At 69.0% G+C, this 26,229-nt stretch carries 26 protein-coding genes and 1 tRNA gene; 11 read left to right on the top strand and 16 right to left on the bottom strand.

Annotated elements, in window-relative coordinates; translation table 11 throughout:
• Positions 1-122 precede the first annotated feature (122 nt).
• From infB to ACTIFS_RS10630, 5 genes are all read right to left on the bottom strand, one after another.
• Positions 123-3,188, bottom strand: coding sequence for a translation initiation factor IF-2 (gene infB, locus ACTIFS_RS10650; RefSeq protein ID WP_439574066.1), 3,066 nt, complete (start codon positions 3,186-3,188; stop codon positions 123-125).
• The gene (locus ACTIFS_RS10645; protein WP_439574262.1) at positions 3,181-3,924 is read right to left on the bottom strand and encodes an RNA-binding protein; all 744 of its coding nucleotides are present in this window, start codon (positions 3,922-3,924) and stop codon (positions 3,181-3,183) included. Before ACTIFS_RS10645 ends, infB begins: the two co-directional genes overlap by 8 nt.
• A 21-nt stretch (positions 3,925-3,945) precedes the next feature.
• Complete coding sequence (nusA, locus tag ACTIFS_RS10640) at positions 3,946-5,538, bottom strand: transcription termination factor NusA (protein WP_439574065.1); 1,593 nt, start codon at positions 5,536-5,538, stop codon at positions 3,946-3,948.
• A 47-nt stretch (positions 5,539-5,585) separates the two neighbouring features.
• Positions 5,586-6,425, bottom strand: coding sequence for a ribosome maturation factor RimP (rimP, locus tag ACTIFS_RS10635; protein WP_439574064.1), 840 nt, complete (start codon positions 6,423-6,425; stop codon positions 5,586-5,588).
• A gap of 224 nt (positions 6,426-6,649) precedes the next feature.
• A complete protein-coding gene (locus ACTIFS_RS10630) occupies positions 6,650-7,057 on the bottom strand; it encodes a TIGR02300 family protein (RefSeq protein WP_439574063.1) in 408 nt (135 codons plus the stop codon).
• A 164-nt stretch (positions 7,058-7,221) separates the two neighbouring features.
• Here ACTIFS_RS10630 and aroA point away from each other — a divergent pair, with 164 nt between their 5' ends.
• Genes aroA through ACTIFS_RS10615 form a run of 3 tightly spaced genes read left to right on the top strand, consistent with a single transcriptional unit; the run spans position 7,222 to position 9,538 of the window.
• Complete coding sequence (gene aroA / locus ACTIFS_RS10625; protein WP_439574261.1) at positions 7,222-8,532, top strand: 3-phosphoshikimate 1-carboxyvinyltransferase; 1,311 nt, start codon at positions 7,222-7,224, stop codon at positions 8,530-8,532.
• The gene (cmk, locus tag ACTIFS_RS10620; RefSeq protein WP_439574062.1) at positions 8,529-9,176 is read left to right on the top strand and encodes a (d)CMP kinase; all 648 of its coding nucleotides are present in this window, start codon (positions 8,529-8,531) and stop codon (positions 9,174-9,176) included. The genes aroA and cmk overlap by 4 nt, the downstream gene beginning before the upstream one ends.
• The gene (locus tag ACTIFS_RS10615; protein ID WP_439574061.1) at positions 9,173-9,538 is read left to right on the top strand and encodes a helix-turn-helix domain-containing protein; all 366 of its coding nucleotides are present in this window, start codon (positions 9,173-9,175) and stop codon (positions 9,536-9,538) included. Before cmk ends, ACTIFS_RS10615 begins: the two co-directional genes overlap by 4 nt.
• Here the strand turns inward: ACTIFS_RS10615 and ACTIFS_RS10610 are convergent.
• A complete protein-coding gene (locus ACTIFS_RS10610; protein ID WP_439574260.1) occupies positions 9,507-10,232 on the bottom strand; it encodes a class I SAM-dependent methyltransferase in 726 nt (241 codons plus the stop codon). The two genes, ACTIFS_RS10615 and ACTIFS_RS10610, sit on opposite strands and share 32 nt — an antisense overlap.
• Before the next feature lie 171 nt (positions 10,233-10,403).
• On the opposite strand from ACTIFS_RS10610, the gene gloB reads away from it, so the two are divergent.
• Positions 10,404-11,171 (top strand): hydroxyacylglutathione hydrolase, encoded by a 768-nt coding sequence (gene gloB, locus ACTIFS_RS10605; RefSeq protein WP_439574060.1) that lies wholly within the window; start codon positions 10,404-10,406, stop codon positions 11,169-11,171.
• Between the two features lie 12 nt (positions 11,172-11,183).
• On the opposite strand, the gene ACTIFS_RS10600 is transcribed toward gloB, so the two are convergent.
• Positions 11,184-11,366, bottom strand: a complete 183-nt coding sequence (locus ACTIFS_RS10600; protein ID WP_439574259.1) for a DUF1674 domain-containing protein — start codon at positions 11,364-11,366, stop codon at positions 11,184-11,186.
• 198 nt (positions 11,367-11,564) lie between these two features.
• Between ACTIFS_RS10600 and ACTIFS_RS10595 the strand changes: the two genes are divergently transcribed.
• From ACTIFS_RS10595 to ACTIFS_RS10575, 5 genes are all read left to right on the top strand, one after another.
• A tRNA-Leu gene (locus ACTIFS_RS10595) sits at positions 11,565-11,649 on the top strand.
• 45 nt (positions 11,650-11,694) lie between these two features.
• The gene (locus tag ACTIFS_RS10590) at positions 11,695-11,922 is read left to right on the top strand and encodes a hypothetical protein (protein WP_439574059.1); all 228 of its coding nucleotides are present in this window, start codon (positions 11,695-11,697) and stop codon (positions 11,920-11,922) included.
• A gap of 101 nt (positions 11,923-12,023) precedes the next feature.
• A complete protein-coding gene (locus ACTIFS_RS10585; protein WP_439574058.1) occupies positions 12,024-12,773 on the top strand; it encodes a transglutaminase-like domain-containing protein in 750 nt (249 codons plus the stop codon).
• Entirely contained in the window at positions 12,770-13,987 is a 1,218-nt protein-coding gene (locus tag ACTIFS_RS10580) for an acyl-CoA dehydrogenase family protein (RefSeq protein WP_439574057.1), read from the top strand. The genes ACTIFS_RS10585 and ACTIFS_RS10580 overlap by 4 nt, the downstream gene beginning before the upstream one ends.
• Before the next feature lie 29 nt (positions 13,988-14,016).
• Positions 14,017-15,177 carry an acetyl-CoA C-acetyltransferase gene (locus tag ACTIFS_RS10575; protein WP_439574056.1) on the top strand — a complete coding sequence of 387 codons (1,161 nt, stop codon included), beginning with the start codon at positions 14,017-14,019 and terminating at the stop codon, positions 15,175-15,177.
• 58 nt (positions 15,178-15,235) lie between these two features.
• On the opposite strand, the gene ACTIFS_RS10570 is transcribed toward ACTIFS_RS10575, so the two are convergent.
• From ACTIFS_RS10570 to ACTIFS_RS10535, 8 genes are all read right to left on the bottom strand, one after another.
• Positions 15,236-16,078, bottom strand: a complete 843-nt coding sequence (locus ACTIFS_RS10570) for an ABC transporter substrate-binding protein (protein ID WP_439574055.1) — start codon at positions 16,076-16,078, stop codon at positions 15,236-15,238.
• Positions 16,079-16,171: 93 nt separating this feature from the next.
• On the bottom strand, positions 16,172-17,062 hold the full coding sequence (locus tag ACTIFS_RS10565; RefSeq protein ID WP_439574054.1) for a polysaccharide deacetylase family protein: 891 nt from the start codon (positions 17,060-17,062) through the stop codon (positions 16,172-16,174).
• Positions 17,049-17,579: a transporter substrate-binding domain-containing protein gene (locus ACTIFS_RS10560; RefSeq protein ID WP_439574053.1), complete on the bottom strand. Its 531-nt coding sequence runs from the start codon at positions 17,577-17,579 to the stop codon at positions 17,049-17,051. Before ACTIFS_RS10560 ends, ACTIFS_RS10565 begins: the two co-directional genes overlap by 14 nt.
• Before the next feature lie 77 nt (positions 17,580-17,656).
• Entirely contained in the window at positions 17,657-18,448 is a 792-nt protein-coding gene (locus tag ACTIFS_RS10555; protein ID WP_439574052.1) for an amino acid ABC transporter ATP-binding protein, read from the bottom strand.
• Complete coding sequence (locus tag ACTIFS_RS10550) at positions 18,445-19,299, bottom strand: amino acid ABC transporter permease (RefSeq protein WP_439574051.1); 855 nt, start codon at positions 19,297-19,299, stop codon at positions 18,445-18,447. Before ACTIFS_RS10550 ends, ACTIFS_RS10555 begins: the two co-directional genes overlap by 4 nt.
• Complete coding sequence (locus tag ACTIFS_RS10545; protein ID WP_439574050.1) at positions 19,296-20,267, bottom strand: N-carbamoyl-D-amino-acid hydrolase; 972 nt, start codon at positions 20,265-20,267, stop codon at positions 19,296-19,298. The genes ACTIFS_RS10550 and ACTIFS_RS10545 overlap by 4 nt, the downstream gene beginning before the upstream one ends.
• A 164-nt stretch (positions 20,268-20,431) precedes the next feature.
• Positions 20,432-21,331, bottom strand: a complete 900-nt coding sequence (locus ACTIFS_RS10540) for a LysR family transcriptional regulator (protein ID WP_439574049.1) — start codon at positions 21,329-21,331, stop codon at positions 20,432-20,434.
• A 225-nt stretch (positions 21,332-21,556) separates the two neighbouring features.
• On the bottom strand, positions 21,557-21,982 hold the full coding sequence (locus ACTIFS_RS10535; RefSeq protein WP_439574048.1) for a DUF1236 domain-containing protein: 426 nt from the start codon (positions 21,980-21,982) through the stop codon (positions 21,557-21,559).
• A gap of 256 nt (positions 21,983-22,238) precedes the next feature.
• Between ACTIFS_RS10535 and ACTIFS_RS10530 the strand changes: the two genes are divergently transcribed.
• Positions 22,239-22,430 (top strand): CsbD family protein, encoded by a 192-nt coding sequence (locus ACTIFS_RS10530; RefSeq protein ID WP_439574047.1) that lies wholly within the window; start codon positions 22,239-22,241, stop codon positions 22,428-22,430.
• A gap of 520 nt (positions 22,431-22,950) precedes the next feature.
• Here ACTIFS_RS10530 and ACTIFS_RS10525 read toward each other — a convergent pair.
• Positions 22,951-23,124, bottom strand: coding sequence for a DUF1328 domain-containing protein (locus tag ACTIFS_RS10525; RefSeq protein WP_439574046.1), 174 nt, complete (start codon positions 23,122-23,124; stop codon positions 22,951-22,953).
• 267 nt (positions 23,125-23,391) lie between these two features.
• Between ACTIFS_RS10525 and ACTIFS_RS10520 the strand changes: the two genes are divergently transcribed.
• Positions 23,392-26,208, top strand: a complete 2,817-nt coding sequence (locus ACTIFS_RS10520; RefSeq protein ID WP_439574045.1) for a PAS domain S-box protein — start codon at positions 23,392-23,394, stop codon at positions 26,206-26,208.
• The last annotated feature ends 21 nt before the right edge of the window (positions 26,209-26,229 follow it).

The raw sequence follows: 26,229 nt of genomic DNA, 5'->3' as shown, positions 1-26,229 counted from the left end.
CCGGCCGGCTTGATGGATCACTTGCCCGTCTGTCGCAGCAAGGACCGCCATGGGTTCATGCAGCGGGCAAAGAAAAGGCGGCCTTCCGGCCGCCCCTTCATATCGTCAGGCGTCGCGCCACCTTACAGCGAGCGCTTGATCTCCTCGACGCGGTAGCACTCGATGACGTCGCCGGCGCGCATGTCCTGGTAGCTCTCGAAGGCCATGCCACATTCCTGGCCGGCCTGGACCTCCCTGACCTCGTCCTTGAAGCGCTTGAGCGTCGACAGCTTGCCCTCGTGGATGACCACGTTGTCGCGGATGAGGCGCACATTGGCGCCGCGCTCCACGCGGCCGTCGGTGACGCGGCAGCCGGCCACCTTGCCGACCTTGGTGATGTTGAACACCTCCAGGATCTCGGCATTGCCCAGCATGGTCTCGCGCAGTTCGGGCGCGAGCAGGCCGGACATGGCGGCTTTGATGTCGTCCACCAGGTCGTAGATGATGTTGTAGTAGCGGATCTCGGTGCCCGACTGCTCGGCCGCCGCCCGCGCTTCCTTGTGGGCGCGCGTGTTGAAGCCGATGATGACGGCCCCGGCCGTCTGGGCAAGGCCGACATCGCTTTCCGTGATCCCGCCGACGCCCGACAGGATGACGCGGGCCGACACCTCGTCATTGCCGACCTTGGCGAGCGCGCCGACGATGGCCTCGACCGAGCCCTGCACGTCGCCCTTGACGATGAGCGGGAACTCCTTCTTGCCGGCACCGGCCTTGAGCTGGCTCATCATGTCCACGAGGCTGCGGCCGGCGCCAAGGCGCGCGGATGTCTTCTCGCGCTTGAGCGCCGTGCGGTAGTCGGCGATCTCGCGGGCGCGCGCCTCGGTCTCGACAACCGCGACGCGGTCGCCGGCCTCGGGCGTGCCGCTGAAGCCGAGCACCTCGACCGGAACCGAGGGGCCTGCACCCTCCACCGTCTCGCCCTTGTCGTTGATGAGGGCGCGCACGCGACCCCATTCGGCGCCGGCGACGATGATGTCGCCGGGGTGGATCGTGCCGCGCTGGATCAGCACGGTCGCCACCGGGCCACGGCCGCGGTCGAGCTTGGCCTCGATCACGGTGCCCTCGGCCAGGCGGAAGGCATTGGCCTTCAGTTCGAGCACCTCGGACTGGAGCTGGATCAGTTCGAGCAGCTTGTCGAGGTTCTCGCCGGTCTTCGCCGACAGTTCGACCTCGAGCACGTCGCCGCCGAAGCTTTCCAGCTGCACCTCGTACTGGAGCAGGTCGGTCTTGACCTTCTCGGGACGCGCGTCGGGCAGGTCGATCTTGTTGATCGCCACGATGAGCGGAACCTTGGCCGCCTTGGCGTGATTGATCGCCTCGATCGTCTGCGGCATGACCGAGTCGTTCGCCGCCACGACCAGCACCACGATATCCGTCACCTTGGCGCCGCGGGCGCGCATGGCGGTGAAGGCGGCGTGGCCGGGCGTGTCGATGAAGGTCACCAGGCCGCCAAGCGGGGTCTGGACCTGATAGGCGCCGATATGCTGCGTGATGCCGCCGGCCTCGCCCGAGACCACGTTGGTCTTGCGCAGGGCGTCGAGCAGCGAGGTCTTGCCGTGGTCGACATGGCCCATGATGGTGACCACCGGCGCACGCGGCGACAGCATCTCCTCCGGATCGGGGCTGTCGAACAGACCTTCCTCGACATCGGACTCGGCAACGCGGCGAACCGTGTGACCCAGTTCCTCGGCGATCAGCTGGGCGGTGTCGGCATCGATCACGTCGGTGATCTTGTGCATCGCGCCCTGCTTCATCAGCATGCGGATGATGTCGACGGCCCGCTCGGACATGCGGTTGGCGAGATCGGCGATGGTGATCGTCTCGGGGATCGTCACCTCGCGCAGGATCTTCTCCTTCTGCTCGGTCTGGCGCCGGCCGGTCATGCGCTGCACGCGGCGGCGGAACGAGGCCTCCGAGCGCATGCGGTCGGAGCTGTCCTCGAGTGCGTTGGTCAGGGTCAGGCGCGTGCGGCTCGGTGCATCCGCAGCCGGACGCTCGGGTCGGACGGCAGGCGTCGCCACCTTGCCGCCCGGGCCACGGCGAACGCCGCGCGGACCGTCATCATCGTCCATCGCGCCGCGCGGCCGGCCGGCCGAGGGCGGTCCGGACCGCATGGGACCGGCACCCTCGGGGCGGGTCGGAATGGCGCTGGCGGCCGTTGCACCGGCACCGAACTGGCGCGGCGGACGCGGTCCGTCGAGACGCGGCGGACGGCCGTCGAGACGCGGCGGCCGATCACCGAACGGACGATCGCCGGGCGGGCGCGGGGGACGGTCGCCGAATGGCCGGTCGCCCGGCGGGCGCGGCGGACGGTCGCCATAGGCAGGCCGGTCGCCGGGCGGACGCGGAGGACGGTCGCCGAACGGACGATCTCCCGGCGGACGCGGCGGACGGTCGCCATAGGCAGGCCGGTCGCCGGGCGGGCGCGGCGGACGGTCGCCATAGGACGGGCGGTCACCCTGCGGACGATCGCTGCGCGGCGGACGGTCGCCATCGGGACGCTCGGACGGCCGGCGCGCCTCGACCGGACGCGGCTGCTCGGCGGCCGGCTGCTCGGCCGGCTCGTCCGCGCGCGGCGCCTTGCCGAGATCATCGAGGCTCTGCGGGCGACCATCGTCGCCGAAGCGGCGGCGTGCCTCCCATTCGGACCGGCGGCGGGCCTCGTCCTCGGTGCGGTGGCGGTCATCCTCGGCGCGCTGGCGGCTCTCCTGCTCGGCGCGTTCGGCTTGACGGCGCCCGTCATCCTCGGAGCGGCGACGGGCCTCCTCCTCGGCGATCTTGCGCAATTCCGATTCGCGCGTGCGCGCATCGGCGAGGGCGCGCTCGCGGGCGTCGCGCTCCTCGTCGGAGAGCGTGCGCAGCACCATGCCGCCCGCAGCGGACCGTGCGCGGGGAGGCGCTGCAGCCGGTCGCGGAGCCTCGCCCGCAGCCGGCGGGGCCGGCGGCGGGGGAGCGGCCGGAGCGGCCGGGCGCTGCTGCACGAAGGAGCGCGGCTTGGCCGACACCTTCTCCACCACCACCGTCTTGGTGCGGCCGTGGCTGAAACTCTGGCGGACCATGCTCTGCTCGGATCCGGCGGGGCGCTTCAGGCTGAGCGTCTTGCCGGTCAGGCTGATCGTCTTGTCGCCGGGGGTCTTCTCATCAGTCATTCGGTTCGGGTCCTGCGCCTGTCGGCTGGTCCTTGAAAATTCGGTGCTTCGGCTCGTTGACGGAAGCCAGCGGGGTTCCGCCGGCCTCGTCACCGGATCGGAAAACCTCGAGGGCCGTGCAGCGCGCGAGAACATTTGCGCTCGGCCCACCGGCGAGCAGCGCTGCATGTATCACATTCAGCCGCCCCAATGCCAAATCCAATTGCGACGAGGTGAACATCGCAATCCGCGGCATGGCGGCAGCATCCGGTCCCAGGCTGCGGGAGAGCGCCTGGCCGAGCTTGCGCACGCCATCGTCTCCGGCATCGGCGGCATGGACAACGGCCGCAAGCTCGGAAGAGCCGATCGCCGCCTCCACCTTGGCAAAGCCGGTGACCACGGCGCCGGCCTTGTTGGCCATCGACAGGGCCGCGAGGGCCTGGGCTTCGACAAGCCGCTCCACCTGGCCCGTCAGATCTCCGTCCACGACCACCTCGCGGCGGAAAGCACGGGCAAAGAGCTTGCGCCGGACGGCTTCCGCGACAACGGCGCGACGCGCCGTCACCCAGGCGCCGCGGCCGGGCAGCCGGGCCTTCAGGTCGGGAATGACCCGTCCGGACGGGTCGACCACGAAGCGGATGAGGCCGGACGGATCCCCGGCCTTGCGGCCGACGATGCACGTGCGCTCGCTCGCCCCGCGACGGACATTGGGTCCGCCGTCGAGCGCAAGGTCAGCCGTGTCGTCGTCTGCCACCATCACGTTGCGTGGTCCCCGGGGTCACGCCCCGGCCTCCTCGTGTGCGGGAGCGGGCTCTTCCGCCACCGGTTCCTCGATCCATCCGGCCTTCACGCGCGCCTGCATGATCATGGCCTCGGCCTCGTCCTTGCTCAGCTCGAAGCCGTCCAGGAAGCCGGCATGCTTGGTCGCCTGGCCTTCCTTGCGCTCGGTCCAGCCGACGATGTCGTCGGGCACGCAGCCGGCGAAATCCTCCAGCGATTTCACGTCGTTCTCGCCGAGCTTGACCATCATGGCCGTGGTCAGCCCGTCGACCTGGCGCAGGTCGTCGGCAACGCCGAGTTCCTTGCGGCGGGCGTCGTGCTCGGCCTCGATGCGACCGAGATGATCGCGGGCGCGGCGCTGCAGCTCCTCGGCGGTGTCCTCGTCGAAACCCTCGATGGAGGCAAGCTCCGCCATGTCGACATAGGCGACCTCCTCGACGGTGCGGAAGCCCTCGGAGGTCAGCAACTGGCCGACCACCTCGTCCACGTCGAGCGCGCCCATGAACAGGCGGGTGCGGGCCTCGAACTCGGCCTGCCGGCGCTCGCTCTCCTCCTGCTCGGTGAGGATGTCGATGTCCCAGCCGGTCAGCTGGGAGGCGAGGCGCACGTTCTGGCCGCGCCGGCCGATGGCCAGCGACAGCTGCTGGTCGGGCACCACAACCTCGATGCGCTCGCTGTCCTCGTCGAGCACCACCTTGGCGACCTCGGCGGGCGCCAGCGCATTGACCACGAAGGTGGCGATGTCCGGGTTCCACGGAATGATATCGACCTTCTCGCCCTGCAACTCGGCGACCACCGCCTGGACGCGCGAGCCGCGCATGCCGACGCAGGCGCCGACCGGGTCGATGGACGAGTCGCGCGAGACCACGGCGATCTTGGCGCGGGAGCCGGGATCGCGGGCCACCGCCTTGATCTCGACGATGGCGTCGTAGATTTCCGGCACCTCCTGCGCGAACAGCTTGGCCATGAACTGGGGATGGGTGCGCGACAGGAAGATCTGCGGTCCGCGCTGCTCGCGACGGACATCGAACAGATAGGCGCGCACCCGGTCGCCGTTGCGGAACAGCTCGCGCGGGATCAGTTCGTCGCGCCGGATGATGCCCTCGCCGCGGCCGAGATCGACGATCACATTGCCGTATTCGACGCGCTTCACCAGGCCCGAGACGATCTCGCCGACGCGATCCTTGTACTCGTCGAACTGGCGGTCACGCTCGGCCTCGCGCACCTTCTGGACGATGACCTGCTTGGCCGACTGGGCGGCGATGCGGCCGAAGTCGAAGGGCGGCAGCGTCTCGGCGATCCAGTCGCCGGGCTGGGCGGCCGGGTTCTTGCGGCGCGCCTCCTCGGTCGCGATCTGGATCGCGGCATTGTCGACCTCGTCGATCACCAGAAGCAGGCGCGACAGGCGGATGTCGCCGGTCTTGGCATTGATTTCGGCGCGGATCTCGGTCTCCTGGCCGTAGCGCGAGCGCGCGGCCTTCTGGATCGCATCCTCCATGGCCTCGAGCACGATCTGGCGATCGATCTGCTTCTCGCGCGCCACGGCGTCGGCGATCTGCAGGAGCTCCAGGCGGTTGGCAGAGACGGCCATCGTGGTTTTCCCCTTCTGAGGACAGGTTCTTCAGCGTTCGGGTCGTGTCAGCGTGCAGGTCTGGGCTTGCCGGAGCGGGCAGGTCCCTTGAACTTGCCGCCCGGCGATGTCGGTCCGGGGCGCCGGCCGCCGGGCGGACGGGCACCCTTCGGGCCAGGTTTCAGGGTCTTGGGCGCCGGCGCCGCCCGCACCGGACGGGGCGTCTGCGGGCGAAGGACGACGAGCATCTCCTCGTCCCCCGTCTCGTTGGCGTCATCGGCGTCCATGTCGTTGTCGAGGTCGGCATCGTCGTCGGGATCGGCATCGCCATCGAGGTCGCCCCCGCGCACGGCCGCCTTGGTGCGGCGAAGTGTCTCGCGGATCAGGTCGTCGGTCAGAACGAGGCGCGCCTCGGCCATCTCCCCGATGGCCAGCACGACATCCGCCGGCTCGTCGGCCGCGACATCGGTTCGCCGCAGGCGCGCGCCGGTCCCGTCCGTGCCGAGCAGGATGCCGCGGAAGCGCTTGCGGCCAGCCTGGGCGACGGCCATCTCGATCTTCGTCTCGTAGCCGGCCCAGCGGTCGAAATCGCCGGTCCGCACCAGCGGACGATCGATGCCGGGCGAGGACATTTCAAGATTGTAGGCGTCGGAAATCGGGTCCTCGACATCGAGAACCGGCGACAGGGCCCGGCTGGCCGCCTCGCAGTCCTCGATCTTGAAGCTGCCGTCCGGCCGTTCGGCCATGATCTGGACCGTCACGCCGCTGGCCCGCGACCCGGACAGGCGCACGCGCACCAGGCGGTAGCCCATGCCCTCGAGCACGGGCTCCACGATCGCCGCAACGCGCGCGGCCATTCCGGTCTCGGTGATCAGGCGCGGATCGCCTTCCAAGCGGGGCAACTCCATCGGCCTCGCCGCCGCTGCGAAACAAAAAGAGCGGGCCCCCGGAGGAACCCACTCTCACGATCGCTCATCGGTGAGGGTGTATGAAACGAAAAACGTGAGGATCACATACGCCCTCACGGCCCGTTCCGCAAGGGGCTGCCCACACGGCTGCCCCCCAGAGGCACTCTCACCAGGACCGAACCGGCCGTTCCGCGACAGGGCGCGCGGAACGGCTCCCGGTCGCGTCAGGTGTCGTCGTCGTCATCGGCGGCATCGCCGATCAGGTCGGCAACGTCGTCGTCACCCTCGTCCTCGTCTTCCTCGAGGAAGGTGTCGTCGTCGTCGTCGCCGGTATCCTCGACCTCGACCTCGACATCGTCCTCGATGGCCGCGCCCTTGGCCGGGGAGGCCTCCTCACCGTCGGCCTCCTCAAGGCTGACGAGTTCGGCATCGCCCGTCTCCAGCTCGGCATCCTCGTCCGTGGCGGCCGCCGCCGGCTTGGCTGCGGCCGACCCACGCCGGGCCGGCTCGAACATGGCGCGCTGCAGCACCTCGCCGGTATAGGGCGAGACGATGGGATCGCGGTTGAGGTCGTAGAACTTCTTGCCGGTCGTGGGGCAGATGCGCTTCACGCCGAGTTCGGGTCTCGCCACAGCGGACTCCTTGGCCTTCAGGGTTCAGACTGTCTCTATGAAGGGCGGTGAGGTGGACCGCCCTTCCCGGCTTGTCAAGAGGCCTGCTTCGGAGGATAGAGCCCATCCCTGAACTTTCGCCGGCCGGAACCTGTCCCTTGAGCGCATCGACCACACCGACCCCGATGACTGCCCGCCGCGGCGCGGCCCTTTCCGGCACCGTCACGGTGCCAGGCGACAAGTCGATTTCGCACCGGGCGCTGATGTTCGGCCTGCTCGCCGTGGGCGAGACGCGGATCACCGGCCTGCTGGAGGGCGAGGACGTCATCAACACGGCGAAGGTCTGTCGCGCGCTCGGCGCAACCGTCGAAAGGCTCGGGCCGGGCGAATGGCTGGTGCGCGGCGTTGGCGTCGGCGGGCTGAAGCAGCCGGCCGAGCCGCTCGACTTCGGCAATTCCGGCACCGGCTGCCGGCTGATGATGGGCGTCGTCGGCGCCCACCCGATCCGCGCCACCTTCGACGGCGACGCCTCGCTGCGCAAGCGCCCGATGCGCCGGGCGCTCGACCCGCTGGAGTTGTTCGGCCTGACCGTCGTGGCCCAGGGCGAGGGCGGCCGCCTGCCGATCACCGTCGAGGGGCCGAAGGACGCGGTTCCCGTGGTCTATGAATCACCGGTCGCCTCGGCGCAGGTGAAATCGGCGGTCCTGCTCGCCGGGCTGAACGCGCCCGGCATCACGACGGTCGTCGAGACCGAGGCGACGCGCGACCACACCGAGCGGATGCTCGTCCATTTCGGTGCTGACGTGACCGTGACGCCTCACGGCGCGCACGGCCGGCGCATCGATCTCGTCGGCCAGCCGGAGCTGAAGCCCGCGCCCGTCATCGTTCCCGCCGACCCCTCATCCGCCGCCTTTCCGCTGGTTGCCGCCGCCATCGTGCCGGGTTCGGACGTGACCATTTCCGGCGTGATGATGAACCCGCTGCGCACCGGCCTGCTCGCCACGCTGATCGAGATGGGCGCGGCGATCGAGGTGCTGAACCCGCGCGTCGAATCCGGCGAGGATGTCGCGGACCTGCGCGTGCGCGGCTCGCATCTGTCCGGCGTCGACGTGCCGGCGCATCGCGCGCCCTCCATGATCGACGAATATCCGGTCCTGGCGGTGGCGGCCGCCTTCGCCGCGGGGCCGACCCGCATGCGCGGCCTGCACGAGCTGCGCGTCAAGGAATCCGACCGGCTGGCGGCGGTGGCGGCAGGCCTTGCCGCGGCGGGCGTGGCCCACACCATTGAGGGCGATGACCTGATCGTTGCCGGCGACGGTCGCGCGCCGGGCGGCGGCACGGTCGAGACCCACATGGACCACCGCATCGCCATGAGCTTCCTGGTCATGGGCCTTGCCACGGCAGAGCCGATGACCGTCGACGATACGGGCTTCATCGCCACATCGTTCCCGGACTTCACCGGCCTGATGCGCGGCCTCGGGGCAGACCTCTCATGATCGTCGCTATCGACGGGCCGGCCGCCTCCGGCAAGGGCACGCTGGCCCGGCGCATCGCCGCCCATTACGGCCTGCCATGCCTCGATACGGGCCTGCTCTATCGCGGGGTCGGGCGCATCATGCTCGACCGCGGCTTCGACCTCGCCAATGTCGCGATCGCCGCGGCCATTGCCGAGAATCTCGACCTTGCCGACCTCGATCCGGATCGCCTGCGGGACCGCGCAACCGGCGAGGCCGCCTCCGTGGTTGCGGCCCATGGCCCGGTGCGCAGCGCCCTGCTCGACCTCCAGCGCGCCTTTGCCGGCCAGCCGGGCGGCGCCGTGCTCGACGGGCGCGACATCGGCACGGTGATCGCCCCGTCGGCCGAGGTGAAGATCTTCGTCACCGCCAGCCCCGCGGAGCGCGCGCGCCGCCGTTTCCGCGAACTGGTCGGCCGCGGCGACCTGGCCGACACCGCCGAGGCCGAGGCGGCGGTGCTGGCCGACATCCAGAAGCGCGACGAACGCGATTCCAGCCGCGCCGATGCACCGCTGGTGGTGGCACCGGGTGCGACCGTGCTGGACACCACCGATCTGGGGCCCGATGCCGCCTTTGCCGCCGCCCTCGCCCTTGTCGAGGCGGTCCGGGGGCCTGCGCGGCCATGACGCCGTTCGGCGCCCGCGTCCGTGCCCTGCGCGAGGCCAAGGGTGCCACCCTGACCGCCATGGCCGAGGCGATCGGAGTCTCCGCCGCCTATCTGTCGGCGCTGGAACACGGCAAGCGCGGCCGGCCGAGCTGGTATCTGGTGCAGCGCATCATCGCCTATTTCGGCATCATCTGGGACGAGGCGGAGGAACTGGTCAGGCTCGCGGAGATTTCGCATCCGCGCATCGTCATCGACACGTCGGGGCTGTCGCCGCAGGCGACCGAACTCGCCAACCTGCTCTCCCGCCGCATCGCCCTGCTCTCCGAAGAGGAGATCGCCGAACTGCTGTTCATCCTGAAGTCGAAGCTGCCGGGTCGCTAGCGCCCTCGCGCAGCGCCGTCCGCGCCGCCGGGTTCGGCTGCAGCACCGGATTGAAGATCTCGATCGCCCGCGGCCGGCGCGCCGGGATCGGCCGGTACACCTGCTTGGTCGCCTCCACCAGATGGACACCGGCAAAGGGCAGCGACAGGGCCGAGCCAAACCGTTCCCACGCCCCCGCCGAGCGCAGAACCAGCGACTTGCGGATCGGCGGCATCCACAGGGCCTGGCTCCACGCCACCGGCGTGAACGAGGACTGGCGCATCAGCTCGGTCAGCTGGCGCGACGAATAGGGTCGGCCCTGGCCGAACGGGGTCGTGTCGCGCTGGGCCCACAGGCCCCGGCGGTTGGGCACGACGGCCAGCACGCGCCCGCCGGCCGCCAGCACCCGCCAGGCCTCGCGCAGCAGCGACTGGACATCGTCAGCCACCTCCAGCGCATGGACGATCAGCAGCCGGTCGATGGCGGCATCCGCCAGCGGCAGCATGTCGTCCTCCACCAGCGCCGAACGCCCCGGCCGCGCGGTCGGCCAGTGGATGACGCCCTGCCGCGCGGGCATGAAGGCAAGCGTTCGGTCGCCCTCGTCGCGGAACAGGCCGAGATAGGGCGTGCAATAGCCCAGACCCACCACGGTCATGCCGCGCGCCGAGGTCCAGTGGCCGCGGATGGCACGCCCCACCATGCGCCGCGCGGCCATGCCGAGAGGCGAGGAATAGAAGGCGCGCAGGTCGATGACGTCGGACAAGGTTCACCCTTCCGCACTGGACCCGGCCGGCTCAGGGCCCATCTGTCGGGAGGGCGGAGAATGAAATGGCATCGCCGCGGAGGCAATGCCATAACCGCCCGACCGCTGAACCCGGAGCAGACCATGGCCGCCGAGACCCATCTCTTCACCTGCCTGTCCGACAATTTCGGGCTGCTGATCCATGACCCGGCAACCGGTGCCACGGCGGCTGTCGACGTGCCGGAGGCGGCTCCCGTGATGGCGGCGGCGGCGCATAAGGGCTGGACGATCAGCCACATTCTGGTGACCCATCACCATCCCGACCACGTCCAGGGCATTCCCGAGGTGAAACAGGCGACCGGCGCACGCGTCATCGCCAACGCCGCCGATTCAGCCCGCATTCCGCTTGTCGACGAGACGGTGATGCCGGGCGGCACGGCAGGCTTCGGCTCGTTCACCGCCGATGTCATCGACACGCCCGGCCATACGGTCGGGCACATCGCCTATCATTTCGGCGCCGAAAGGATCCTGCTGGCCGGCGATGCGCTGTTCTCGCTCGGTTGCGGCCGCATGTTTGAGGGCACGCCGGGGCCGATGTGGCAGGGGCTGACCGCGCTGCGCGCCCTGCCAGACGACACGCTGCTGTTCTGCGGCCATGAATACACCGCCTCCAACGCGCGTTTCGCTCTGACGGTCGATCCGGGTAATGCCGACCTGAAGGTACGCGCCGACGAGGTCTTCGCGCTGCGCGAGAAGGGTCTTGCCACCGTGCCGACGACGCTTGGCCTCGAGAAGCGGACCAACCCGTTCCTGCGGGCCGACGACCCGGCGATTGCGGCCAATCTCGCCATGGCCGGGGCCGACCCGGCCGCGGTCTTTGCCGAGCTGCGCGAACGCAAGAACCGCAGCTGAGGCCGGCGCGCTTCAGAAGTCGACGGCGATGCCGCCCACCTCCCAGTCGCCATAACGCACCGGTTCAGCGCCGCCGCGGCCATGGACCTCGGCCTCGCGGGCGAGGTCAGCGGCCTGTGCATCGAGCGCCGCGCGCCGTTCGGCGGCCTCGGCAAGCGCGCGCTGCGCAGCCGGCGTCAGCACCTTTGCGGGCATGGACGCATCGGCCGCCGCGGCAGGCTGGATGGCGACCGCCGTCGCATAGGCCGGCACGGCCGGAGTCGCGGACGCTCTGTCGTCGGGACTGTCGCTCATGGCCGGCAAGGTGGGAGCGGCGGCGGCAATGTCAAGCCGGGCGCCTTCAATCCGGCGCCGTTGACCCCTCGCTGGCGGCCACTATAGTCCCGCCGCGTTGCCCCTATGGCGGAATTGGTAGACGCGCTCGACTCAAAATCGAGTTCCGCAAGGAGTGCTGGTTCGATCCCGGCTAGGGGCACCAAGAGCTTGCTGAAGCGCCGCGGCAGGCGTGGCAAGGGAGGCCGCCATGACCGGGACGCTGACCGAGGATCAGGCCTACCGGGCCATGGTCTTCTTCCTGCGGGGCCAATGGGAGCGGACCGGCTCGGCCGATATCGCAGCCCTGCTCGGCGACCTGAGCCTGCTGCCCGACGGCAGGCCCGCCGATCCGGCCGTGGCAGATGATTTTCGCGAGGCCATTGCCCGGGCGAAGGGGTCGGAGGCGATCGGGCTCGACCTGCCGCCCTCCCGCTGAGCGCCCCCAAGGCCCCTGAACGGCCGGGTTGACGCTGGCAGGGCAGCCGGGCAATCCCGTCTGCCATGCAGGACACGGCGACAGGCGGAGCGGCAGCGGCCATGGCAGAGGCGGTTCACACGGCGCCGGACGAACCCCTGCCGGACCATCCCGCCTGGCTCGCGCCGGGCCTCCTGATCGACAGCGACCATCCGGACATCCGGGCGCGGGCAGCCGCCGTGACGGCCGGCGCGGCCGACGATCGCGAAAAGGCCGTCCGGCTGTTCAACCATGTGCGCGACGGCTGGCGCTACGACCCGTTCAACTTCCGCCTGACCCCCGGCCACCACAAAGCGAGCACGGTGCTGGCTGCCGATCACGGCTATTGCATCACCAAGGCGGTGCTGCTCTCGGCGCTCGCCCGCGCTGCCGGCATTCCCTCCGCGGTCGGGCTTGCCGATGTCACCAACCACCTGACATCGGAAAAGCTGACGCGCCAGATGGGCGGCAGCACCCTGTTCGTCGACCACGGCTTCTCGCTCCTGAAGATTGACGGCCGCTGGGTGAAGGCGGCGCCGGCCTTCAACATTGAACTGTGCGAGCGCTTCGGCGTGACGCCGACCGAATTCGACGGCCGTTCGGATGCGATCCTCCAGGAATTCGACGCCCGCGGACGCCGCCACATGGAATATCTGCGCCACCATGGCGCCTGGTCGGACCTCCCCTTCGACAAGGTGGAGCGCGATTTCCGCGCGGCCTATGCCGGCTCGGACCTGATGCGCGCGGCCACGGCCCCGGATGACGGCGCCGCAGCCGCAGCCGCGGGCGACGATCCCTTCGCAACACCCGTCCGGGGGAGCCAGACATCATGAGCCACGCCGGTGCAGACCACGCCGCGACCGATCAAGCCGCTGCCGGGCAGGTGTCCGAACGCGCCCGCGCCATTGCCGCGAAGGTGGAGGCCTTCGTGCGCGAGGTCGTGGTGCCCTACGAGCGCGACGCCCGCCTCGGCCCGCATGGCCCCTCCGAGGATCTCGTCATTGAACTGAAGGAGAAGGCGCGGGCTGCCGGGGTGCTGACGCCGCATATCCTGGAGGACGGCGACCACCTGACCCAGATCGAGACCGCCTATGTGCTGATCCGGTCTGGCCTGTCGCCGCTCGGGCCGGTGGCGGTCAACACGGCCGCCCCCGACGAGGGCAACATGTACCTGCTCGGCAAGGTCGGCTCGCCGGAGCAGAAGCAGCAGTTCCTCAAGCCCCTGGTGGAAGGGCGCGCCCGCTCCGCGTTCTTCATGACCGAACCGGCGCTCGAGGGCGGCGCGGGCTCCGATCCCTCGATGATGAAGACCACCTGCCGCCCGGACGGCAACCACTGGGTGATCAACGGGCGCAAGGCCTTCATCACCGGGGCCGAGGGCGCCAGGGTCGGCATCGTCATGGCGAAGTCGGACGACGGCGCCTGCATGTTCCTTGTCGACCTGCCGAACCCGGCCATCCGCACCGAGCGCGTGCTCGACACCATCGATTCATCCATGCCCGGCGGCCATGCGGTGGTCGTCATCGACAATCTGCGGGTGCCCGCCGACCAGATGCTGGGGGCGAGCGGCGAAGGCTTCAAATATGCGCAGGTGCGGCTGTCGCCGGCGCGCCTGTCGCACTGCATGCGCTGGCTCGGCGCCTGCACGCGCGCCAACGAGATCGCCACCGACTATGCGTGCCGGCGCGAGGCCTTCGGCAAGCTGCTCATCGACCACGAGGGCGTCGGCTTCATGCTGGCGGAGAACCTCATCGACCTGAAGCAGGCCGAACTGATGATCGACTGGTGTGCGGGCGTGCTCGACAGCGGCTCGCTCGGCACGGCCGAGAGCTCGATGGCCAAGGTGGCGGTCTCCGAGGCGCTGATGCGCATTGCCGACCGCTGCGTGCAGGTCATGGGCGGCATGGGCGTCTCGGCCGATACCATCGTCGAGCAGGTGTTCCGCGAGGTGCGCGCCTTCCGCATCTATGACGGCCCGACCGAGGTTCACAAATGGTCGCTGGCCAAGAAGATCAAGCGCGACTGGAAACACGCCCGCCACGCCTGAGGGCGCGGGCCAACACGGGAGACGGAACCATGGCCGAAGCCTATATCATCGATGCGGTCAGGACCGCCGGCGGACGCCGCGGCGGCAGGCTTGCCGGCTGGCACCCTGCCGACCTCGGGGGCGAGGTGCTGAACGCGCTGGTCGATCGCACCGGCATCGACCCGGCCGCCATCGAGGACGTCATCGTCGGCTGCGTCAGCCAGGGCGGCGAACAGGCCTTCCATATCGGCCGCAACGTGGTCCTGGCCTCAAGACTGCCCGAGAGCGTGCCGGCCGTCTCCATCGACCGGCAGTGCGGCTCCTCGCAGCAGGCGATCCAGTTCGCGGCCCAGGCCGTGATGTCGGGCACCCAGGACCTGGTGATCGCCGCCGGCGTGGAAAGCATGACGCGCGTGCCGATGGGCTCGGTCACCGGCCTCTACGCCAAGGCCGGCATCGGAGAAGGCCCCTTCTCCAGGCGCATCCAGCAGCGCTTCGGCGTCGAGGGCTTCAGCCAGTTCACCGGCGCCGAGATGATCGCGAAGAAATACGGCTTCACCCGCGACGAGCTCGACCGCTTCGCGCTCGAGAGCCATCGCCGCGCCATCGCCGCGACCGAGGCCGGCGCCTTTGACCGCGAGATCGTCGCGGTGGACGTCGACGGCGAGCCCCATCGCCGCGACGAGGGCATCCGCTTCGACGCGACGCTGGAGGGCATCGGCTCGGTAAAGACCCTCGTCGAGGGCGGCGTCATCACCGCCGCCAATGCCAGCCAGATCTGCGACGGCGCCTCGGGCGTGATCGTCGCCAACGAGCGCGCGGTGAAGGCTCACGGGCTGAAGCCCATCGCCCGCATCCACAATCTGACGGTCACGGCGGGCGACCCCGTCATCATGCTGGAGGAGCCGATCCCGGCGACTGCGCGGGCGCTGAAGCGCGCCGGCATGGCGATTGGCGACATCGATCTCTACGAGATCAACGAGGCCTTCGCGCCGGTGCCGCTGGCCTGGCTCAGGGCCACCGGAGCAGATCCCGCAAGGCTCAATGTCAACGGCGGCGCCATTGCGCTCGGCCACCCGCTGGGCGCCTCGGGCACCAAGCTGATGGCGACCCTCGTCCATGCCCTGCGCGCCCGCGGCAAGCGCTACGGCCTGCAGACCATGTGCGAAGGCGGCGGCATCGCCAACGTCACCATCGTCGAGGCGCTCTAGGCAACCGTGCGGGTCGAAAGCGGCCGGGACGGTCCCGGCCGCTTTCGGCTGCACCCGATCAGGGCTGGCCGGCGTCGATCTCGGCGCGCGGCAGGGCCTGGGCCTCCAGGCCATGCTTCTTCAGGAGCGTCATGTAGGTGCCGTTCTCGATCAGCCGGTTGAGAGCGGCGGCAACCGCGTCACGCAGTTCGGTCGACTGGCGCGGAAAGGCGAGGCCCGACATGTTGCGGCCGATCGGGTCGCCGATGCGCTTGAACACGCCCGGCTCCTGCTGGCTGAGATAGACCACATATTCGGCGCCCAGCACGGCGGCATTCACGCGGTTCTGCCTCAGATCGGTGCGGGTGGCGGTCGCCCCCTCGGTGCCGACGACATTGATCGCCGGGCGGCCCTGCTCCACGCAGTTCTTCTGGCTCCAGGCCTGCAGCGTCGGGAAATAGGCCGTCGTGCGCGGGGTCGCGATCGACTTGCCGCACAGATCCGTCGGCTGGTTCAGGTCACCCGCCTGGGCGGTCAGCGCGAAGATCTGCGGACCGGTCGAGACATAGTCCACGAAGGACAGGCGCTCGCGCCGCGAGGGCAGGTCGGTCATGGACGAACCGGAGAAGTCGATCCGGTTGGTGGTCAGCGCCGGGATGAGCTGGGCAAAGGCCATTTCCTCCCACTGGATGCGCAGGCCGAGCACCTTGGCGATCTCGGTGACGAGGTCGACGTTGAAGCCGCGGCGCTCGTTGGTCGCCGGGTCCTTGTAGGCCATGGGCGGATAGGTCGCCTCGATGCCGATGCGCACGACACCGGCGGTGCGGATGGCCTCCGGCAGCGGGATCGGCTGCTGGGCCACGGCGCCGGCGGACAGCAGCGCGGCGAGGCCGGCGGCGAGGAAGGCGGTTCTGGTGATCATGGCTCTTGGCTCCTTGCTGGATAGCGATTGGCTGGACTTCGGTTGCAGGCCGGACCTGCGTGATGCCGGCACGGCCTGCATCCGCCTTTTCGTTCACGCCGCCCTGGCGGCCGCGGCCTCGCAGCTTGCGAAATGGCCGGCGATCTCCTGTCCCGTGCCGATCCAGACGTCGCCGTAGTCCTTCACATGCTCGAGGAATTCGCGCAGAAGCCTGAGGCGCATCGGCCGGCCGGACACCTGCGGATGCAGGACCGTGGTGATCAGCCCGCCCCAGTCGCGGGTTTCGGCGAGTTCGTCCTTCCAGATCGACAGGACGTGCTCGCGCGGGAACAGCGGCCGCGGCGAATAGCGGTGCGTGAGCCCGTACATCCAGTCGTCGTAGGTCATGGTGACGGGCAGCTCGATGATGCCCGGCGTGCCGTCGGCGAGGACATGGCGGTAGGGACGCACGTCGTCGCGCCACGACGACGAATAGAGGAAGCCGTGCTGCTTCAGCAGGACACGCAGTTCCTCGCAGCTTTCCCCGAGCGGGGCGCGGTAGCCGACCGGCACCACGCCGAGCCGGCGCTTCAGGCTGTCGAGGCCCTTCTCCACCTCCTCCACGATATGCGGCGCGCCGGGATCGGGCATCAGGTGATGAAAGCCGTGATGGCCGATCTCGTGGCCGTCCTTCGCGATCGCCTCGCACATGGCGGTGTGCGCCTCGATGGCCCAGCCGGTGATGAAGAACGTTGCCTTCAGCTCCTGCTGGCGCAGCATCTCCAGGAGCTTGGGCACGCCGACCCGCGCCTCGAACCCGCCATAGGACATGGTGACGAGGCGCTCGTAATGGTTCGGATCCTTGGCCGTCCAGGCCGATTCCGCATCGACGTCGAACGACAGGAACAGCGCGGCCTGGTTGCCTTTCGGCCAGGGATGGACAGGCGAGAGCGGGGCCCGGTTGGCGGGCTTCAGCGGCAGGGCGTCGAGACTAGCGACCGGCATTGATGGTGACCTCCGTGAGTTCCGAGGGCTGGAGCTGCCACTTGGCGAGCAACTGGCGATAGGTGCCGTCAGCCATAAGTTCCTTCAGCGCCCGGACGATGGCCTGGCGCAGGTCCTCCGCCTCCTTCGCCGTGGCGATGCCCATCAGCGTGAAGCGGGTCGGCTCACCGACGAGGGCGAAGGTATTGGGCTCGAGGCCCATGATGTAGGGGAGCGTCTCCGAGCCCTGCATAGCCGCGTCGATGCGGCCGGTGCGGACCGCGGCGAGCATCTGCTCGAAGCTCGTCTCCTGCCACTGCATGCGAACGCCGAGTTTTGCCGCGATGGCATTGCCGAGCTCGATGTCGAAGCCGGTCAACTCATTGGTCTGCGGGTTCTTCATCTCGAGCGGCGGATAGTTGGGCACGACCGCGGCGATGATCGTGCCGCGCTGGCGGAGGGCGGCAGGAAGTTCCTGCGCGGCGGCCACGCCGGCCGTCAGGCAGAGCGCGGCGGAGAGGAAAAGGCGGGTCAGCATGGTGGAGCTCCGGGTGTCTGGAAGGAGGGCCGGTTGCTCCGGCTCTGGAATGCAGAAGGGTCGGGGACCGGACCGGCTCACGCCAGCACCGCCGCGATGAAGGCGCTGGTGCGGGCCTCCTTCGGCGAGCCGAGAACCTGCGACGCCGGCCCCGTCTCGACGATGGCGCCGTGGTCCATGAAGACGACGCGGTCGGCGACCTCGCGGGCAAAGCCCAGTTCGTGGGTGACGACGATCATGGTCATGCCGGAGGCGGCGAGTTCGCGCATCACCGCCAGCACCTCGCCGACCAGTTCGGGATCGAGCGCCGAGGTCGGCTCGTCGAACAGCATGAGCTTCGGCTTCATGGCGAGCGCGCGGGCGATCGCCACGCGCTGCTGCTGGCCGCCGGACAGGTTGGCCGGATAGGCATCGGCCTTCTCGCTCAGGCCGACCCGCTTCAGCAGCGCCTGGGCCTCCTCCAGCGCCTCGCGCCTCGGCCGCCCGAGCACCTGCACCGGCCCCTCGACGATGTTTCCGATGGCGGTCAGGTGGGGAAAGAGGTTGAAGCGCTGGAACACCATGCCGGTGGCGAGCCGCTGGCGTGCGATCTCGCGCTCCGGCAGGCGGTAGAGCTTGTCGCCGTCGATCCGGTAGCCGGCCAGTTCGCCATCGACCCAGATGGCGCCGCTGTCGATCTGCACGAGCTGGTTGATGCAGCGCAGCAGCGTGGTCTTGCCGGATCCCGAGGCGCCGATGATGCAGACCACCTCGCCGGGGGCGACGTCGAGGGAGACGCCATCGACCGCCTTGAAGCTGCCGAAGCTCTTGTGGACATCGACGATGGAGACGATGGGCCGCAGGGCCGTGGCGGCGGGAACGCTGGTCATCGGCCCACCCCCGCGCCGCGCCCGTAATGGCGCTCCAGCAGCATCTGCAGCGGGGTCAGGATCGAGACCACGGCCAGATACCAGAAGGCGGCGACCATCAGCAGCTCGATGACCCGCGAATTGGCATAGTAGATGTTCTGCGAGTTGTGCAGGATCTCCGAGAACTGGATAATGCTGGCCAGCGAGGTGAGCTTGACCATGCCGATGGTCTCGTTGCCGAGCGGCGGGATGATCACCCGCATCGCCTGCGGGAAGACGATGCGGCGCAGGGCGGTGAGCCGCGTCATGCCGATCGACTTTGCCGCCTCGTACTGGCCGACATCGACGGACAGCATGCCGGCGCGCACCACCTCGGACGTATAGGCGCCCTGGTTGATGCCGAGGCCGAGCAGGGCCGCCACTGCCGGCGTCATCACATCCACCGTGCGGGCGGACCAGACGCCCGGAATGCCGATGGTCGGGAAGACCAGCGCCAGGTTGAACCAGAGCAGAAGCTGCAGGATCACCGGGGTCCCGCGGAACAGCCACGCATAGCCCATCGCGACGCTCTTCAGCACCGGGTTCGGCGACATGCGCATGATGGCGGTGACCACGCCCAGGACGATCCCCAGCGACATGGCGCCGACGGTCATCATGATGGTGTTGGCGAGACCCTCCATGATCGCCCGCGCGGTCAGGAACTGGGCGACGACGTCCCACTCGATCTGGCCGACGGCAAAGGCGCGCACCAGCGCCGCGAGGACGACAAGGATGACGGCCACCGCCATCCACCGGCCCCAGTAGCGTTCGGCGACGATGGTGTGGCCGGACACATCCGGCAGGGCGGCGGTGCTGGCGGCTGACTGGCTCATGCGCTGCGCCTCTCGTCGGTGGTGGCAGGCCGGGGCGGGAGAACAGCGCCGATCTGGTCGACGATGGCGCGGTAATGCTGGGGCCGGCGGTGGGCAGCGAAATTGAACATCTTCTCCTTGCCCTGCCGGCAGGCATCGAGGTCGATGGCAGCGACCAGAACCTCGTCGCCAAGCGTTGTGGCCTGTGCAACGACCGTGCCGTTGGGATCGACGATGCAGGAGCCGCCGATCAGGCCCGATCCGTCCTCGTTGCCGGCCTTGGCCACCGAGACCGCCCAGGTGGCGTTCATGTAGGCATTGGCCTGGACGGCGAGCGTGGAATGGAACGTGCGCAGCGCCTCGTTTTCGCTCGTGCCGCCATTCGGGTCATAGGCGGCCGAATTGTAGCCGATCAGCATCAGCTCGATGCCTTGAAGCCCGTAGCAGCGCCAGGCCTCCGGCCAGCGGCGGTCATTGCAGACGAGCATGCCGAGCACGGGGTCATGCCATTCGGCAGGGCCCCAGAAGGCCGGAAAGCCGAGGTCGCCATAGTCGAAATAGCGCTTTTCCAGCTGCTGGAAGCGGTCGCCGGGACGCGGCTCCACGGAGCCGGGCAGGTGCACCTTGCGGTATTTGCCGAGCGTGCGGCCGTCCGGGCCGACCGTGATGGACGTGTTGAAGCGCCGGCCCTCGGCGAGTTCCGCGAACCCGACATAGAAGCCGACGCGGCGCTCGCGCGCCCGCTCGAACAGGGCGGCGACCTGGGGGTTGGGCATGGCCGGCTCGAAATAGCCGTCGACCTCGCCGGGCTGGAGCAGCCAGCGCGGAAAGAAGGTGGTGAAGGCGAGTTCCGGAAAGACCACCAGCTGTGCGCCCTGCCCGGCGGCCTCGTCGAGCAGCTCGATCATCCGCGCAAGGATGTCGGTCCGACTGTCGGCTCGCTGGTTGGGGCCCATCTGGGCCGCGGCGACATGCAGGATGCGGGGCATGAAATCCTCTGTCCGGGGTTCTGGCGGCCCTTGAACGGGCGCGGCGCCAGACTGCGTCCGCGCGGACGAGGGCGACAATCCTTCGACTATGATTTCTTAGGCAGGCCCATTTGCTGGGCAAATAGGCTCGCTGACGGCAAAGGATTCCCACGGACCGTCCGGGATCAGGCGAGCCGCTCGGCAGCCTCGCTCAGGGCGAGGCGCACCTCGCGCAGGAACTCGCTCGCCAGGCGCGACAGCGGCCGGCTGCGGGACGACACGACATAGGCGCGCACCGCCGTCTCCGGCTCGAAGGGGATGACGGCCAGGTCCGGGCGCCCGCTGCCGCCGGGCGAAAAGGGGTCCACCACCGCGATGCCGATGCCGCTTGCCGCCAGCACGCAGGCCGTGTGGCAGTAGCGGACCTCGACGGCGAGATGGAACGGCTCGCCGGCCGCCTCGAAGGCGCGCCTCACGGCCGTGCCGAGCCGCGTGCCCCGTTCCAGGGCGATGAACGGCTCGCCCCTCAGATCGGCCGGGGTGATGGCGCTGCGGCTGGCGAGCGGATGGTCGCGATGGACCACGCAGACCATCCGCCCCTCATAGACCGGCTCCACCCTCAGGGCCGGATGCTCGCCGATGCCGAGCACGAAGCCGAGTTCGGAGACACCAAGCTCGACCTTCTCGGCGACATCCTCGAGCCGGAGCACATCGAACGAGATCCGCACCTTGGTCTTGCGGGCGAGGAAACGCTGCAGGGCCACCGGGATGGGGCCGTAGCCGAGCGGCGGCGTCGCGAGGATGCGGATGCGGCCGGCACGGTTGTCGCGCAGATCCTGGACGCGCGCCTCGAGCGCCGTGTGCATGGCGAAGATGGGCTCGGAATCCTGATAGAGCGCACGCGCCTCCTGCGTGGGGAACAGGCGATTGTTGATCCGCTCGAACAGGGCGAAGCCGAGCTGATCCTCCAGGTGCCTGATGGCGTTGGAGACGGCCGGCTGGGACAGGCCGAGTTCGCGCGCAGCCCCCACCGTCGTTTCGCAGCGGATCACCGCCCGCAGAAGTTCCAGCTGGCGCAGGTTCATGCAGGCCGCCTGAAGAAAGGTCCGGATGGGTCGCGCATCCGCGGTTATCGCATCGTCCGGCCGCGCGCACCAATCCCTCTCGCCAGAAGGCTGGGTTGATCAGGGGTCGAATGCCAGATGCGCCGGCAAGGATCGTGCATCTGCAAACGCCAGAGGCCCCGGCCAATTCTGACCGAGGCCCCTCGATCGGCGCTGCCAGAAGCGGCGCCCGACGGCTTGCGACCGTTACTCGATGATCTGAACCACGCGACGGGTGCGCGGCTCGACCAGCACGGTGCGGTCGTTCACGATCGTGTAGCGGTACTGGGTGTCACCGAAGCGATCCGGCACCTCGTAATAGGTAACCGAGCGCGGCAGCACGGTTCCGACGACGATATCGCCTTCGACGGCATGCGAGTTGTGGCGACGCTCCACGACATATTCGCGGAACTGCGGACGGGTGCCCTCCGCGATGCCACCGGCGACCGCGCCGGCAATACCGCCGACCGCCGCGCCGACGGGTCCGCCAACGATTGCGCCACCCACGGCGCCGGTCGCCGCGCCTGCGGCCACACCCGGCGGCACGCCCTGCTGCTGCTGGGCGAACGAGGCCATCGGGAACGTAAGGGCGAGAGCGCCGGCGAGAGCGCCCGCTTTCAGGATCGATTTCATCATATCCTCCACTGTCAATCCGAACAGAAAGTCCGGTCACGACACCAACGTCCTCTCGTCGCGGATGTTCCAATATCTGGGAATTTGTTGCGGTCATTTGGCCTTCAGCCGATCCGATGGGCCGACACCGTATCGATACGCTGACGATGCGCCCGATCATGAATGCCGATGACCGCAGATGGGGCGGGAACCCGGCGGGGAGCGGCGCGTTGATCACCCGACGGCACCTGGCCGTTCCAGATTGGAGTTTCATGCCATGGGCAGCACCACAGACAGGATCAAGGGCGTCACCAACGAGGCCGTCGGCAATGTTCGCCAGGCCGTCGGCAAGGCGGTGGGCAACACCGAAATGCAGGTCAAGGGCAAGCTTCAGGAGATCAAGGGCGAAACCCAGCAGGCCAAGGCCGACGCCAAGGACGTGGTCAAGAAGGTGGTCGACGGCGCCTGATGGGCGCTGACCATCTTCGCGATCCGGGCGTCCCCCCACGAGCGCCCGGCGGGCGACCAGCGGTAACCGCTGGTCGCCTATTTTTTTGTCCGCCGCTTGCCGTCTTCACCGCGGCCTCAAATGCGGATGATGGCCGCGACGGCCAGTCAGCAACGCAACGGACCTTTGTGATCGAGACCGGAACCCGTCGCTTCTCCCGACGTTGATCCTGCAGGTCGCATGTCAACGCAAGGAGAAAGACCATGGGTCTTGGACGCGGTTTTCTGTTGTGGATGCTTGGAATCCCCCTTCCCATCATCCTACTGCTGGCGTTCTTCTGGAGCTGACGACGCCATTCCTTCCCAAGCAGAGAAGATCAAGCGGCCCTGGCGATCATCGCCGGGGCCGCTTTCTTTTCCGGATGGCGCCTGGCGATTGGCGTCGGGCCAAGGGACCGAAGCTCCACGACGACAAACGGCCCGCAGCTGGATACTGCGGGCCGTCGATATGCTCATCGGCTGTGTGCGGGGCGCGCCCCGCGTCAGGCCCGTCTGATCAGGCCCGCGACCACCGAGACGACGAACAGAACGATCGCCACCCAGAAGAGCAACTGCGCACCGCTCATCGCAGTGCCGGCAACGCCGCCGAAGCCGAGGAAAGCCGCCACAAGGGCGACAACGAGAAACACGACTGCCCAGTGCAGAAGCGTACCCATGGTTTGTCTCCTGTTCTTTGATGGATCTGGCCCTGCCCCCAGCAGGGCCTGACCGACATCGGGATGTCAGCCGGATAACCCGTCAGCGCTGCCGAGGTTCCCGTCGATGTCGATGGAACTTTCCGCGCCGATGGGCGTTGATGGGCGTTCAGTCGGCCGGCCTGTCGGGTCGCCGCATTTGCCTGCCAAGCTTGAAGACCTGACGATGATTCGCCCCTGCAGACCCCGGCCAGCATCCCAGCCGGCCTCCGGACCCGGACAGACCCGATGGATGCGCTGACGCCCGGCTTTCCGGCTTCCCTGTCAGAGGGGGACGAGAAGCGCCGACTGAGTTCCCTCCGCAAACGCCTGGTCCTGCTGATCGTCGGCATCGCTGTGCCGCTGCTGGCGCTCGGAATCGGTGCCGTATGGCAGGCTCACCTGAGCGAACGCGGACGCATCGAGGCGCGTCTCGTAGAGACTGCGAGGGCCATCTCGGCCAGCGTCGACAGCGAGATGCGCCAGTCGGAGGGCTATCTGAGGGCCCTGGCCGCCTCCCCTTCGCTTGCCACCGGAGACTGGCTGGCGCTCTACCGTCAGGCCCAGGCCTCGGCGGAGGCCGGCACCTTCGTGGCCATCTTCGACAGCTCCGGCCGGCGGCTGCTCAACACCTATTTCCCGATAGGCGGCGGCAGCCAGTCGCTCGACGCGCCCACGCGCACGCTCGTCGAGACGGCTTTGTCCCGCAATGCCTTCACGGTCACCGGCGTTATCGTCAACAGCCCGACGGGCGAGCCGGCCATCATGGCCGGCCTGCCTGCGGTCACGCGCTCAGGCGACCAGGTCGTGGTCGCCCAGATCATCCCCTCCCGCGTCCTGCGCGCGGCCCTGACCCAGCAGGCCATGCAGGAGGACTGGATCGCAGCGATCCTCGATGCCGAGGATCGCGTGGTCTCGCGCACGCGCGACGAGGGCCGGTTCGTCGGCTCGGTAGCCATCCCTGCCGTGCGCCAGGCTCTGGCCGGCGGAACGGCCGGCATCGTGAAGACCCGCACCGTGGAGAACCTGCCGGCAACGCTTGCCTTCGCACGCGCGCCGGCCAGCCGGTTCTCGACCGTCATCGCCATCCCCGAGACCGTGTTCAACCGGGCCTTTGCCGCAACCATCGCGCCGGTGGCGCTGATCGGCCTGAGCCTGATCGCCGCCACCCTCGGCATCGCCATGCTCGCCTCCAGCCGCATCCTCTCCACTGTCCGGCGGGACTATGCGGCCGTCGAGGCGCGCCGGATACTGGCGGCCGAGCGCCTGCGCGTTGCCGGGGAGGCCCTCCAGGAGACCGAGCGCAAGTTCCAGACCATCGCGAATGCCATGCCGCAGCTGGTCTGGTCGGCAGGGCCTGACGGCTTCGTCGACTATTTCAACGAGCGCTGGCACGAGTATACGGGTCGCGACCCGAATGCCTCGTCGGGCTGGAGCTGGCAGGAGGTTCTGCACCCCGACGATGTCGCGCCGACGATCGAACGCTGGCAGAACAGCCTGTCGACCGGCGAGCCCTACGAGGTGGAGTACCGCCTGAAGAGCGCCGCCGGCGGCTACCGGTGGTTCATGGGGCGCGGCGAGCCGATCCGCGACGACGAAGGCCGGATCGAGCGCTGGTTCGGAACATGCACGGATATCGACGACAAGAAGCACGACGAACAGGCCCTCGTCACGGCGCAGGAGCAGCTCGAACAGCGCGTCCGCGAGCTGGAATCGGTCTATGACCATGCACCCGTCGGCCTCGCCCTGATCGATGCGGACTTCACCTTCCTTCGCGTCAACCAGGCCCTGGCCGCGATGGACGGGCGCCCGCTCGCCGATCACAGGGGCATGCCGGTCTTCTCCGTCATCCCGCATTTCGAGGCGCGCCTGCGGCCGGTCATGGAGCGCGTGCTGGCCGGCGAGACCCAGCGCAACATCGAGATCCAGGGCGAGATCGCCCATCTGATCTACCCCTCGCGCACCTGGCGTGCCCATCTCTACCCCGTCCGCAATGCGGCCGGAGAGGTCCGTGCCATCGGCGCCTTCTGCGAGGACGTCACCGCGGCGCGGCTGGCCGATGTGGCGCTTGCCGAGGAGAAGGCGAGGCTCGAGCGCCTGATGCTCTCGGCGCCGAACATGATCTACATCACCGACGTGCAGCGGCGGCAGAACGCCTATGTGAACCCTCAGGTTCTCGACAGCCTCGGCTATGCGCCGGCCGAACTGCAGGGCCGCGACATGGCGGAGCTGAACAGCCTCATCCATCCCGACGACCGCAAGGCGCTGGCCCGGTTCGGCCGGGCCGTGCGGCGGCTTGCCGACGGCGAGGTGCGCGAGGCGGAATACCGGCTGCGCCATTCCGATGGCAGCTACCGCTGGTTCCTGATCCGCGAGACGCCGTTCCAGCGCAATGCGGCCGGCCGGATCACCCAGATCCTGGGCACGGGCCTCGACATTTCCGGACGCAAGCAGGCCGAAGAGAACCAGCAGGTCCTGATCCGCGAGCTGCACCACCGGGTCAAGAATATCCTGGCGACCGTGCAGGCGATCGCCTCCACCACCGGCCGCTCGGCCACCACCTTCGCGGCGTTCCGGGAGGATTTCGCCGAACGGCTGGTTTCGCTCGGCCGGACCCATTCCCTGCTCACCCGCGAGGCCTGGTCGGGCGCGCCGCTGCACGACATCCTCAGGGGCGAGCTGGAGCCCTATACCGGCACCGGCTCGGAACGGGTGGTCATCGACGGCCCCGACATCACCATCCCGCGCGACATGACCGTCACCATCGGCATGGCCATCCACGAACTGACCACGAACGCGGTGAAATACGGCGCCCTGTCCGTGCCGGCCGGTCGCGTCCATGTGCGGATCGAGGCCGACCGGACCAGCCCCGAGCCGCATCTGTCCGTGACCTGGACCGAGGCGGGGGGACCGCCCGTCGCTCCGCCCTCGCGTCAGGGTTTCGGGACCTTGCTCCTGCAGCGCCTGTTTGCTTCGCAACTCGGCGGCGAGGTGGCGATCGACTACCGTCCCGGGGGGATCGTCGCGCGGCTGGAGGTGGTGCTGCGCGCCGACGAGCAGCGCTGACATCGTCGGCAGAGGAACTTT

The organism is Phreatobacter sp. (genome assembly GCF_051860605.1).
In the GTDB taxonomy this organism is placed as follows: Bacteria; Pseudomonadota; Alphaproteobacteria; order Rhizobiales; family Phreatobacteraceae; genus Phreatobacter.
This window is presented reverse-complemented; position numbering and strand designations above follow the sequence as displayed.